Raw genomic sequence first — 13890 nt, 5'->3', positions numbered from 1 at the left:
TACTATAAAATAATTAAATCAGAAAGAGATGAAGAAGTTATTATATACCTTAATATTATCGGTGACAATTCTTTCATGCAGCGATAGTCTTGATGTGACGCCCATAGGCAAACTGATGGGCGGAAACTTTCCCGTAACGGATGAGGACGCCATAGCCCTCACCAACGGGATTTATACGCCGAATGTCGGCATAAGTACCTCGCTGGCGTACATGATAGATCTGACCACCGAAACCACTGTTTCGGGGGAGAATCCGAATAGTGGAGGAGGATTATTGGGTTTGATACAGTGGGAGCCGACCAATAGTTATGTGACATCGGTATGGACTGCTTTTTATGTAGGCATTACAAGCGCAAACGATGCCATAGATAAATTGTCGGAATCCAAAACCGTTTCAGAATCCGTTAAGAAACGCTCTATCGGCGAAGCCCGGTTCCTGAGGGCATACTACTATTATTATGCAGTGCAGTTTTGGGGAGAAGTGCCGCTTGTCTTACATAATGTTGATGGAAAAAATACGACCCGTGCGTCGATAGATGAGGTGTATGCACAGATTGAAGACGACCTGAAAAATGCCGCGGATAATTTGCCGGATGTAAGCAGTTATGCAGACAGCGATAAAGGCAGGGCGAGCAAAGGCGCTGCTTATGCATTATTGTCAAAAGTATATCTGGTATGGGCGCAAACATCTGAAAGCGGGGGCGACACAGCCCGCAAAGACAGATTCCGGAAATCTGTAGACGCAGCCAATAGTGTAACAGGATACGAACTGGAAGAAGATTTTCTGGACAACTGGAATGTAAATAATAAGAACGGGAAAGAAAGTATTTTCTCAACTCAGCATGCTTCCGGTACTGCTACCGACGGTAGCGGAGGAAACCATTTGGCCCATTGTGCCTTTTCCAGCGGTTTCAGCAATTCTACTCCTCACGTACTTATTTCGGATAATAAATACTATGACGCTTTCGACGACCGTGATCAACGGAAGAGCGGGACATATGCCAAAGAGTTATACAATCCTTCTACAAATTCGGTCTTTACATTCACCCGTCCCCGCTATCGTAAATATATCGATGCCAGCGACCCGTTGGGATCGGCCAGTAACCGCAATATCAACAGGTCTATCATACGCTATGCCGATATTTTGCTGGTAAAAGCCGAAGCAATCAATGAACTGAATAACGGACCGACAACAGATGCTTATGACGCAATAAACCAGGTGCGGAGAAGAGCTTTCGAACATTTTCCTCTAAATCAGACATCTCCGGACGATTTGCCGGCAGGACTTGATTACAACGGCTTCAGAAAAGCGGTTCAGCAGGAAAGGATGTTTGAACTTACCTATGAGCAAAGCCACTGGCTCGATCTGGTAAGATGGAGAATTTACGTCAAGACCTTAAAGGAATCGGGATTAGACGAGAGTTACAAGAAAAGTTCCGTAAGCCTCAAAAACTACCGTTTTCCTATACCTCAATCCCAACGGAATATAAATCCTGAAGGTTTATGGCAGAACTGGGGATATGACGGTTATAACGAATCGAAGACTGGTGCAAATCCTTATGCCGGATTCGAATAAATAAATTATATAATATAAACCCATTAAAAAGAGCAATATGAAAATCTATTCACAGGATACAAAAAAACGGATAAGTATATTGGCTATTATTATACTTTCCGTATTTGGAACAACGTCAGTTGATGCACAGACCGATAATGCTAATACAGGCCCCGGTTCTGTATTTGTAAAAGATGCGGTTAAAAAGGTATTTGAACAGAATGCCAGTCCATTGCGCAACTATCTTTTCAGCAGGCGGGAAGCTCTCATTAAATTGCAAAGCCTGCCAAGTGAGGAATTACAGGCTGTGACATTAGAAGCCCGTACCACAGCAGAGCAGAGGTCGGGCTTACGGAGAATGCGTATCCGCGGCTTCCAGATCATAAGCGATAGCGGGACGGACTTTGCGGGTTACAATGTAGGGCCGGGTTCACCTGAATCGCAGGTTGCGATCATAGCCAGCGATTTAGCGGATAGTTACCTTAGTCAGGCAGCTCTGAGAAATATACCTGTCGATTCATTAAGAATCGAAATTATAAATCGCCCCGATGCCGCCCCTACAAATAAAGTAAACTATCCTCGTAACTTCCTCTACACTGCATACATAAAATCATCAGCGGATGATAAGCAACTGGAAGAATTACGGAAAGCCGCGGAAGCAAATTCTCCGATATTCAATTTTATCCTTAAACCGCAGGTAGTGACCGGGGAAATTGATTATACCCGGACTCCCGATAAGCTGGTGATACCGGAAGGAGGGCAGCCCGGACTCCGTGAATATCTGAAATATAAGCGTGCCGCGTACTTACATCTTCAGGAAGAAGGTAAGAAACGGGAAGAAGAGAGAAAGAAGAATCCATCGCTGGCGAATAATGAGAACCGTAATCCTCTGGTGGTTACAGTAAACAATAACGGTGTCCGCCAGCTTCAGATCCGCCAGTTCCGTATATTGCACGACAATCCTGCATATCTGGGAGGAAGCGATCTCGGACCTACCTCTCAGGAACATCAGTTAGGCGTGTTGACAAGCTGCCTTACTCATATTTTCCTGATTCAGGCTGCTGCCCGCCAGATTCCGCTCGATTCGCTGGAAGTGAATGTAAAAGCCACTTCCGATATTCGTGCCGGGCGCAGTGGTTTTGAGAATGTCCCCGGCTATCCGTATGGGATTCATTATACTGTGCATGTGAAATCTCCGGCAACATACGAACAAATAAAAGTGTTGCGGGATGCCGTAGAAGCAGTTTGTCCGATATATAACTTATTGAAGGATGAACAAACAATAGAAGGCCGTATAGTTAAAATAGGTGATTAGGTAAATCCAGATCGTGGATTTGTTGGAAGTGCTTCTTGCAGGCACTTCCAATTTTTATAATTAATTCGAAAAATATGAAGAGAATTTATACCATTATATTGCTGACTGTCTTTCTTTTTCCCATTTATGCAGGTTACGGATATTCGGCCTATGGCAAAGAACCGGTCGGTATCGACTTTTTTACGAAAGTTAGGAGCATTTCTAATCTGAAAGAAAATAAAGGGGATATATTCTTTATCCTTCGACAGCCGGATTTAGAGAGAGACACATACCGGAGTGACTTATATCAGCTGGTGGGTGGAAGGGAGTTAAGACTGACATCTTCAGAAAATGTCTCCGACTACTTTTTTCTTAACGATACTATTATTTTCAAAAGTGTACGCGATGAAAAGGACAAAGAAAGACTAAAGAAAGGAGAGCGGCTCACAATATTTCAGAAATTGACCAAAGGTTATCAGGAAACAACAGAATGGTTGCGGTTGCCTTATGCTGTAAAAGATATCCGGCTGATAGACGGAAACCGTTTCTTTTTTACAGCTTCTTATCGGTTGGCTCCGGAAGAAGAATCCCGGACGGAGATACTCAAAGACAAAAAAGAAAATGGAAAGTATCGTATCTTCGATGAATTACCCTTTTGGTCGAATGGTCAGGGTGATATCAGTGGAACCCGTACCCATCTTTATTATTATGATAAAGGAAAAATTACCGGCTTGTCAGATTCTCTGGAAACGGTTTCCGACATAGAACTTAGTCCCGATAAGAAGCATCTGGCTTATATCCGTAAAACATACCGGAGGAAGGCTTCACAAGATAACAGTCTGGTATCATTGAATACCGGAACATTGGAGAAAAAAGAATGGAATTTGTTCAATAAAGCCGTTTGCTCCCAAATCCAATTTGCGGACAATAATGAATTTGTCGTTCTGGTCAATCGCAGTTTAGAACGTAACAAACAGGAGAATCCTGAATTTTATCGTCTGAATTTGACTTCGGGGAATATTAATGAAATATATGACGGAGATTTGTATGCGATAGGCAATAGCATAGGCTCTGATATCAAGTCGGGGGGCCGTAGCAAAATCACATTTGATAAAGACGGGCTTAATTTTGTTTCAACGGTGATAGATCAGGCTCCACTTATCCACATAAATTACAAGGACACCTCTATATCCTTTCGTTCGCCGGAAAATATCTCTATAAACGATTATGTACCCTATAAGGATGGCTTTCTGATTGTAGCCATGGCAGAGCAACAGGGTGAAGAAGTGTATTTTCTCAACAGTAAAGGAGAGATTTCCCTTTTGAGTTCCATTAATACGGCCCTGTTTGAGAACCATAATGTTGTGAAACCTATAGAAATAAAATTCAGAAATGAAGATGGACGGGAACTAAACGGCTATATCCTGCCTCCGGCCAATTATAAGAAGAACGAAAAATACCCGGCTATATTAAATATACATGGAGGCCCGAAAGCAACTTATGGGACAGTATTCTTTCACGAGATGCAGTATTGGGCAAATCAGGGTTATGCCGTTCTATATACCAATCCCACAGGCAGTAATGGGAGGGGAAACGCATTTACTGATCTGCGGGGTAAATTCGGCTCTGTAGATTATAACGATCTCATGGCTTTTGTGGATGCAGCGATAGAAGAGGTTCCGTTTATCGACAGAGAACGTTTGGGGGTTACCGGCGGATCTTACGGCGGATATATGACCAACTGGATAATCGGACATACCAATCGATTTAAAGCGGCGGCTTCGCAACGGAGCATCTCTTCATGGATTTCCTTCAGCAACACGAGTGATATCGGACATACTTTTACCGAATCGTATATCGGTCATAATCTATGGACAAACAGTGAGCTACTGTGGGACCAGTCTCCCCTGAAATATGCAGATCAGGTAAATACACCAACGTTGTTCCTCCATAGCGATCAGGATTACAGATGCTGGTTGGTTGAAGGTGTGCAGATGTATTACGCCCTTCAATATTTTGAAGTCCCGACCCGCCTGATAATATTCAACAATGAAAACCATGAATTATCCCGGTCAGGGAAACCTACAAACCGGATCAAACGCCTGGATGAAATTACCCGGTGGTTTCAGAAATATTTATAGACGGAGATTTTTGTTCTCATTTGGAAAATACCATGTTAGTGGTATTTTTCTTTTTTTATAAAGGATATAACTTCGCTGGTATTAAAGTCATCCGGAAAATAGAGTACGGAGTAACATAAAAGAGAAGAATATGTCCAAAGAATCTGATTTTTTACTGAATGCGGGAGAGCAAACCAAAGCAATTCATGGAGGGGAATTTCCCGATCCTGTGACTAAAGCTTCTTCCCCGAATCTAATAATGTCCACAACTTTTATTACAGATGCCGACGCCGGATTTTCCGTTGAAGGTCTTGACGAAAATGATTCATGGCTTTATTCCCGTTGGGGTAATCCTACCGTTCATCAACTGGAGGAAAAACTGGCTATTTGCGAGGGGGCCGAAACGGCTGTTGCCTTTGCAAGCGGGATGGGCGCCATCGTCGCATTACTTTTCCATTTACTGAAGGGCGGAGACCATGCGATTGTAAGTGATGTAGCCTATGCAGCCCTTGCTGAATTGACGAATGAAATGATTCCCGGGTTGGACATTGAAATCACAAAAGTGAATACCTCCGACCTGAAGTCTCTGAAAGAGGCTGTCAGATCAAACACCCGCCTGATATATATAGAGACCCCTTGTAATCCCCTGCTGCGCCTTACAGATATCGCCGCCGTGGCGGAAATTGCACGGGAAGCAGGTGCGAAGTTGGCTGTAGATTCAACATTCGCAACACCTGCCGCTACGAAACCTTTGGCACTGGGTGCCGGTTTTGTGGTACATTCACTTACCAAGTATTTAGGCGGACATGGTGATGCTTTGGGCGGAGTCATTCTGGGTAGTAAAGAAAATCTGGTTCCTTTAAGGAAAAAGACAGCCATCCGTTTTGGCGGAGTATTGAGCCCGTTTAACGCATGGCTGATATTAAGAGGTTTAGCTACATTTCCTCTTCGTATGCGGGTTCATCAGGAGAATGCTCTCAAAATTGCAGCATATCTGGAGAAACATCCGAAAGTTAAGCGTGTATTTTATCCGGGTTTGCCGTCACATCCTCAGTATGAACTGGCAAAGCGGCAAATGAAAAATTTCTCGGGAATTATTACGTTCCAGATAGATAACGGAAGGTCACAGGCCCGCAAATTTGTGGAGAGATTACAAATAATTCATTATGCAGTTTCGCTCGGTCATCATCGTTCTTTGATCTTCTATCTGGATAGCAATGAATTATTAAAAACTTCGTTTAAATTCTCAACTCCTCAGCAACTGGAATCATGGAATGATTTTGCAGGAGATGGACTTTTTAGATTATCTGTAGGTCTGGAAGATGCCGAAGACTTAATTAGCGATCTGGAGAGGGCGCTTGTCTGAAAAATATTGCCAAAGCGAATCAGATATTAAAAACTTTATCTATGTATTTAGCTGATAGCCTTTAGCCGCCGGCTGATAGTTCTTTGACAGATTGGAATGGCCCCTCCATTGACTACACTTCGTTCCGTCGAACGTTGTTTCTCTCCAAAGGGAGGCTACAGAGAGGCTAAAAAGTAATAGGTAGAAAAAGTGTTACCTTTGTTACCTTTTCAAAGTAGTAAGTATTGAGTAATAAGTATAAAGGGCTTCTAACTGTTAACTGATGACTGATACATGTGTAACCTTTGTAACCTTTTAACAGTTACGAGTTACTTGGCCCTTTGGACAGTTACAAGTTACTGGTTGGCTGGCGCCCTGTTTTGTTTCACGCAAAGACGCAAAGGCGCAAAGTTTTTATATCTTACCAGTTGTTAACTGATGACTGCTAACTGTTAACTGAAAATAGTGTTACCTTTGTTACTTTTTTAAATTGGAAAGGTAACAATGAAAAACATTGCAAAAGTGTCAACTTTGTCAGGTTTTTGAAAAAGTAACAAAAACACAATTCTTAATTATTCATTCTTAATTTTTAATTGTTTCCGTTACTTTTGTTACCTTTTAACTATATATAGTTAATTAATGTAAATTATTGTTGGTTTCGAGGTTCAAAAGCAGGCGGATAAAAGTTGATTAAGAGTGATAATCTCACACTCGTCGCTTTAATAGTCCGTATCTTCAGAGAGCGGGCTATGGGTAGCCGGGTGTACTTCGGTTTGGTCCTGTTTTAATTGCTCTTTAAAGAATGCCTTAACTGTCTCCCATGAATAGTAGGGGGCGGTATGGCTCTTTAACGGTAAATTTACTTCATTTTCATTTAAAAGAAGTTTTACCAGTATCTCATTCTTCTTATTGCGGAAGAAGATAAGTTGCAGATTAGCTCCCATAGGAGAAATACGATAATCCTGCCAGGCGAGATGGAATTTTTCCATATCGGTCTCCTTATTACTACATCCTTCGACCTGCATCAGTGCAAGCAATCGGATAAGGTGCGTATCATGTCCGAAACGGAGATCGGCCGCGGGAGTTCCTTCTTTTATAGCGATTTCCGCACTTTCCACTATATTGCGTAGTAAAGGTATGGCGCAACGGGGCATCAAACCACCATTAAGCGGAGCATTGGCATTGCAGACATACATGCGTGCATTTACCGTTTTCCAAATGCCGACTAGTTCTTCGTATTGGAAGATGTCATAGAAAGTAACATCTATGTCTACATTCTGCATATCGGCTGCAATCCAGTAGATTCCACGCATAAGGGCATCCTGATTTGTTATTGCATCGGGATTTACAAATAGTGAAGCCATCAGGCGTTCCGGGCGAACGTTTTTCTTCTCAAAATCACGGAAACTGCGTCTCCATGGAGCTGGTCTTTTTTCAGAAGAAAACTTTTCTCCTTCCGGTGAGGTGTAGGCGATATAATCCATATATCGCTGGTAAGGCCTCCGATCTACGTGCAATGCAGGGTTCAGTTCTTTCAGACGTTCTGTGAAATAACTCATACTCATGGCACAGCGTAGCGAGGTGGACGAACGGGCGTCAATATATGCATCTCCGCGGAATACCTGAGGAAAATTATGGTACATCCGCCCGGCTATTTCACGTTGCTGCCGTTCACCCAGAGGGGTTATATTGCCGCTCTTGCCCCGGGCGTCTTCCCATACTTGTTGCAGGCGTTTACGGACATCTATGCCCAGCGGAGTCAATTCGGAACGCTGATAAAGCGAATCGAAAACGTGCAGGACTTCTATATAACGTTCGTCCGATGTCATCCAGCGGGAACCATGACGGCCATAGTGACTGATGTAGAACGGTTCGTATCCTTCCGGTGCAGGAGTATAAATCTCAGGAGGAGCGGGATAAGCGTAATAAATACTTCCGGTTTGTTCTAGAGTCGGTTGAGAGCGGACTGAAAGGGTACACAGCAAATATAATATGAGTATGATACATTGCCTCATATGCATTATTTTTTAATTATTAGTCTTCAGATTACGGACATTTTTCTGTTTAATGCCTTCAGCCGCATGATCGGGCCGGATATCGCCCCAGGTAACAGTGCAGTCATCGAGCCGGATATCAGATGCTGTATCCAGATAGAAACTATAAGTCTTGTCGTGGATAAAGCCTTCACCGTCGCAGGGACGCTTATCATAGATGCCGCCTTCGTATGCAGTACGTTTCTGTAATAGCAGGTCTACATCCTTGAAATAGATATGATTGACTTTGTCGGGAGTATCTCCGCCTATAAAGATACCGTTCTCACTGGTACACTTGATATTCGAGAAATAGATACGGCTTACTTCTCCGCATCGGCCTTCGGTAGCTCCTTTCGGGAAACGCCAGCCTGCATCTTTGTGATTGCCTATGGCACGTGGGTAAGAGGTGATGTAAATCGGTTCGGCTTTTCCCCACCATACATCGGAGAAGAACATGCAGTCCACGATCATATTTGAGAATATTACGTTGGTGACAGTTCCTTCGTCGCGGTTCTGGATGCCTATGCCACGGTTGCTGTTCTTGATAATGCAGTTATTGAACAGTACATTATTGATTTTATCCATATTCTCCGACCCTATCTTGATGGCGCACGAACGGGAGATCATAGTGCAGTTTGTTACAACAATGTCCTCGCAAGAACCGTATTCTTCAAACTCCCGCCGGTTTTTCAGGCATATACAATCATCACCGGACTCGATATGGCAGTTGGCAATGCGTACGTTCTTGGAATGGTCTATATCGATGCCGTCGCCGTTGCGTATCTTCAGGTCGTTTAGTATGGTAATGCCATCGATGGAAGCATCGTTGCAGCCGATAAGGTGAACAGTCCAATAGGCACTGTTGCGGATGGTAATATCTCTTATCACGGTTTTCTCCACATTGATGAGAGTCAATACATGCGGGCGGGGATCGAAGTCGGTCACAGGCTTCAGTTCATAAGAGTCTTCCAACTCTTTTCCCATGAATGCGATGCCGTTCCCGTCAATCGTACCCGTTCCGGTAATGGAGACTTCTTTCAGATCTTTCCCGTGTATCCACATCATGCCTTCGCCCCGGTTGTCGCGGAAAGCACTTTGTGTATATACCGTCTCATCAGGATTGGCGAGCAGGCGGGAATTGGATTCCAACCGGAGTTCGACATATGAAGCCAGCTCAAAGGGACTGCACATAAAAGTATGTCCTGCGGGGATAAGTACTGTGCCGCCACCCGATTGAGAACATGCGTTAATAGCTGCCTGTATTGCTGTGGCATCATCGGTCTTTCCGTCTCCCTTAGCACCATAATCTATAATGTTATAGGTGCTCTCGCCTGTTTTCGGACTATTGCAGGCACCTAACAGGGAGATGGCGCATAAGATAAACAAAAGTGCTTTAATTTTCATAAATATAGCTTTTCTGATTGATTACTTGTCTATAGTTAGCTTTTCACAGCCTTCATATCTGAAGGCCTCATATTGACTATCCGGCGCTTTCTCTCCTTTCACCCTTATCAGGGTCAAATCGTTGATTTCCCTGAAAAGGTAAGCGCTTTCCCAGAGCTTCTCCGGTTTGTCTTTGTTCCAGCGTACAAGACAATCGACAAGGGATAGTTCATCTACGCCATGAAACAGGAATCCGTTACGTGATCTTTTATCAATAGCGTCTTCCGGTTCCATAAATAGCTGTATGTCGCGGAGGCGGATATTTTTCATCCGGTTACTGAAGCTTTCCATCCGGATACCGCTCTGTCCGTAGGCAATGATGTTACTAAGCGTAATGTTCTCTATGTTTCCGGCTGAGGGAATGTTCCCGCGCTTCTGTATCGTGAACCAGACAGGATCGCCATTTCCCCACCAGAATGTTTCTTTGCGTACAGTATTGATAGTCATATTAGAGAAGATCACATTGCGCACAGTGCCTCCGTCGCGGACGATGATGTTTAGCCCCCGGTTGGCCCGGTTGATTACACAGTTGGATACGGTTATATATTCGAAATCACTGTGTGATTCTGTCCCTATCTTCAAGGCTGCTGAAGAGGAAGTCAGAATGCAATTACTGATGGTAATATATTGGCAGGGTTGAGTTTTCCCGTTCTGGCGGGTTGTTTTCAGGCACAGGGCATCATCTCCGGTATCAATCCGGCAATTACTGACCGTCACATTGCTGCAACCGTCAATATCCAGACCATCCGCGTTAACGCCATTGTGAGGATCGGATATGATATATATACCGTCAACAGATACTCTGTTGCACCATTGCAGGTGTACCGACCAGAAAGAAGATTCAACAACCTGTATGTCCCGGATACGAATATTAGTACATCCAGTGAAGTTGATCGCTCCCGGACAAGGCGGTACTTTCTTGAACTTGCTCTGATAGTCTATACCATATAATCCGGCATTGACGATCTCCCGCGCGGTTATAGAGTCTGTAACTTCAGTCTTTGGCTCTCTACGGTATCCAACACGCTCTGCCTGGCAATGTAATGTACCTTGTCCGGTGATGGAAATATCCTGGGCATTGACTGCGCCGACCAGCATCTCGGCCTCGGCATTATCGGCCGCACCGATCTCTCTGGTGAAATTACTGAAGTCTTCGCTTCTTCTGCTGGCATAAAGTGTAGCACCTGCTTCGAGATGCAGGTTTACAAAGCTTTTGAGCTGAATTGTACCACTGAGATAATTGCCGGGCGGGACTAATACTATACCTCCTCCATGAGCCGCACAATCATCCACTGCTTTTTGTATGGCCTTTGTAGAGAGTTGTGTAGTATCAGGAACAGCCCCATAGTCTACGATGTTATAAACTGATTGAGACCATGCCGCAGAACTGCAAAGGGCAAGCAGAAACAGTATAGTAATTCTTAGAGATGTTATCATGTATATCCTTTCTTTATATCTTTACTTCATCATATCAGGCGGGCAATCCTCCGGTTTGGTTCCCCATTCCCGGTTAGGCTTGTTACCCATAACAAATTCGATTGTTCCACCATTCATTATATCCTGATGTGTAATGTAATTACGCGTATAAGGTTTTCCGTTTAGCGTTGCCGATTGTATGTAGATATTCTCTCCGGATGTATTCGGAGCCTTTACTGTAAAGGCCTTTCCATTTTCCAGATGCAGGGTAAGATTGGGGAATGACGGGCTGGCAAGCATGTAATATGGCGTACCCGGGCAGACAGGATAAAATCCCATAGCTGCAAACATGTACCATGCTGACATCTGTCCCGCATCATCATTACCCGAAAGTCCCCCCGGTGTATTCATATACTCTGTTGCCATAATATGGCGTACGGTACGTTGGGCTTTCCACGGTTCTCCTGCATAGTTAAACATAAAGGCAATCTGATGGCATGGTTCGTTTCCGTGCCAATAGCGCTGTTCGCTGAACATGGAGTCCAGCTTCACTATATAGTTTGCTTTACCACCCATACACTCCATCAGGCCATATGGGTCGTGAGGAGCGTACCATGTATAGTGACAAGGGGCTCCTTCGGTAATGAACTGGGCAAAGTCGAAAGCATTATCTTCATTCAGGAAAGTACCGTTGGCATGACGTCCCTGAGCGTATCCTGTGCGGGGATCAATGACGTTCCGGTAATTAGCCGCACGTGATATCAATTCCTGGTAATCTTTCGTTTTACCTAAAGATTTAGCCATCTGTGCAAGTACGAAATCATCATAGGCATATTCTAAAGTCCGCGAAGTCTGTTCATTGGTATGAAATGCATCCGGTACGGCATCCTCAAGGGGAATATAGCCATATTTGAGATAAGATGTCAGCGCCCGGCGTCCCATACCATTTCTGTATTCATCCGGATTCGCAGGAGTCTCGAAAGCATTCTTTCTCATCCCTTCATATGCCTTTTCAATATCGAAATTGCGGATGCATTTGCTATATGCGTCGCCGATAGCGGCAATAGAATGATCGCCTATCATGGCTGCAGTATAGCTGTTCCAGCAAGGAAAAATGGGTAGCCAGCCGCCTTGTTCGTATTTATGTACAAGTGATTGCATCATGTTTCCGCCTTTGGTGGGAGAGAGTATGTTGATCAGCGGATGTAGTGCACGGTAAGTATCCCACATGCTGTAATCCTCATAGTATGTTTCCCCCTCGGATAACTGACGTATCGGAAGGCCTTTGGCAAAAGACGGATAACGCCCATCCACATCGTTGAACGTACGTGGCAGGAAAGAGGCACGGTAGAAGGCGCCGTAAAACTTTTCTTTATCCACAAGGTTCTCTGTTTCCACCTGTATTGTGGAAAGGTGTTTCTCCCATATCTTGTTTAGCTCTGTTTTTGTATGGTCAAAGTCCCAATGAGGAATTTCAGTTTCCAGATTATGCATAGCTCCTCCTTTGCTGACAAAAGATGAAGCGGCCTTTATCAAGACCTCTTCCCCTTCCTTCACATCGAATTCTAAATATAAGCCTATTTGCTTAGAATTTTCTATTTGTGTGGTATGCGAAAATAAGGAGTCCCCCTTATATGTCCCATAGCCTGTTATTTTCTTCTTAAAGCTGATGATAAAATGACCACTGTATCCGGCAGGTTCTCCCCAGCCCTGATAAATGCGGTGAACAGGATTATATCCGTAAATCAGATTGTTGAGTGTATCGATAGAGATGTATCCTTGTCCTTCGTCGCTGTTAGGATTGACAATCAAATATCCCTTCCCTGCTTTCTTATACGTAAAACGGTAGATAGCCGAACGGGAACGGGCAGTCATCTCGGTATAAATATTCTCGTCGGGTAGGAGAGTGGCATAATAAGACGGGGTTGCTTTTTCTGTCTGGTGCGAAAAACGGGTTGCCCGTGATTCAGGCTGGCAGCGCAGAGTTCCGTAAAGAGGCATAAGCGTCATTGAACCATAATCCTGAGTACATCCGCCTACAATCCAATGAGAGTTTCGGAACCCTTGCAACAATGTGTCTGCATAATAATAAGGAGCGATACACTTCTGTTCTGTATCGCGTGTTTGAGGGGTCCAGAAATTCATGCCATTCGGCTCGAGTACAGCAGGAAGTGTCTGTCCGTATTCCTCCGTATTCTTTCCGAATTTACCTGCCGTATGAGTTGTGCTCGCAGCAGTGCCGATACGGCTATCAATGTATTTTATCCGCGAATCCTCGATAGTATCGCGATAGCCTCCGGAGCACGACATGGTAGACTGTAGCAATATAATAGACAGCAGTGCGAAGCAATATGTGTAAATGGTTTGTCTCATTTATATATTATTAATATCCTATTTGGGAAATGAGGGGTGAAGCAATGCCTGTTAAGATTTTCGAATCAGCAATAGTCCTGTTGATTGACGGGCAGGAAGCAGGCAAAATGAGTAAATAGAACTTAGACTCCATCTTCATAGTATTCATTGTTTAGGGTGATATACAAAATTAGTGGCTTATCCTTTAAGAAAAGAGGAAAATAAGAAAGATTGGGCAGAAAATAGTAAAGTGGAGAATTTACACTTTACTATTTATGTTCAGTTTAGATCTTATCAAAGCATTTATTCAACTCTAACGAGAGCTATATATA

The 13890-nt window shown here is 43.8% G+C and carries 8 protein-coding genes; 4 read left to right on the top strand and 4 right to left on the bottom strand.

Features of this window, described 5'->3' with window-relative positions:
• Nucleotides 1-28 precede the first annotated feature (28 nt).
• From IR083_RS14135 to IR083_RS14120, 4 genes are all read left to right on the top strand, one after another.
• The gene (locus IR083_RS14135; protein WP_194224802.1) at nt 29-1576 is read left to right on the top strand and encodes a RagB/SusD family nutrient uptake outer membrane protein; all 1548 of its coding nucleotides are present in this window, start codon (nt 29-31) and stop codon (nt 1574-1576) included.
• A 37-nt stretch (nt 1577-1613) separates the two neighbouring features.
• Nucleotides 1614-2870, top strand: a complete 1257-nt coding sequence (locus tag IR083_RS14130; RefSeq protein WP_194224801.1) for an OsmC family protein — start codon at nt 1614-1616, stop codon at nt 2868-2870.
• 74 nt (nt 2871-2944) lie between these two features.
• Nucleotides 2945-4990 carry an alpha/beta hydrolase family protein gene (locus IR083_RS14125; RefSeq protein WP_194224800.1) on the top strand — a complete coding sequence of 682 codons (2046 nt, stop codon included), beginning with the start codon at nt 2945-2947 and terminating at the stop codon, nt 4988-4990.
• A gap of 130 nt (nt 4991-5120) precedes the next feature.
• Entirely contained in the window at nt 5121-6335 is a 1215-nt protein-coding gene (locus IR083_RS14120; protein WP_194224799.1) for a trans-sulfuration enzyme family protein, read from the top strand.
• A gap of 698 nt (nt 6336-7033) precedes the next feature.
• Here the strand turns inward: IR083_RS14120 and IR083_RS14115 are convergent.
• Genes IR083_RS14115 through IR083_RS14100 form a run of 4 tightly spaced genes read right to left on the bottom strand, consistent with a single transcriptional unit; the run spans nt 7034 to nt 13579 of the window.
• The gene (locus IR083_RS14115) at nt 7034-8329 is read right to left on the bottom strand and encodes a histidine-type phosphatase (RefSeq protein WP_194224798.1); all 1296 of its coding nucleotides are present in this window, start codon (nt 8327-8329) and stop codon (nt 7034-7036) included.
• A 12-nt stretch (nt 8330-8341) separates the two neighbouring features.
• The gene (locus IR083_RS14110; protein WP_194224797.1) at nt 8342-9751 is read right to left on the bottom strand and encodes a glycoside hydrolase family 28 protein; all 1410 of its coding nucleotides are present in this window, start codon (nt 9749-9751) and stop codon (nt 8342-8344) included.
• A 21-nt stretch (nt 9752-9772) separates the two neighbouring features.
• Nucleotides 9773-11227, bottom strand: a complete 1455-nt coding sequence (locus tag IR083_RS14105) for a glycoside hydrolase family 28 protein (RefSeq protein ID WP_194224796.1) — start codon at nt 11225-11227, stop codon at nt 9773-9775.
• Between the two features lie 21 nt (nt 11228-11248).
• Nucleotides 11249-13579: a GH92 family glycosyl hydrolase gene (locus tag IR083_RS14100; RefSeq protein WP_194224795.1), complete on the bottom strand. Its 2331-nt coding sequence runs from the start codon at nt 13577-13579 to the stop codon at nt 11249-11251.
• Nucleotides 13580-13890 lie beyond the last annotated feature (311 nt).

Source organism: Dysgonomonas sp. GY75 (genome assembly GCF_015234155.1).
Lineage (GTDB): Bacteria > Bacteroidota > Bacteroidia > Bacteroidales > Dysgonomonadaceae > Dysgonomonas > Dysgonomonas gadei.
Note: the sequence above shows the minus strand (reverse complement) of the source record. Positions and strands in the feature narration are given on the sequence as shown.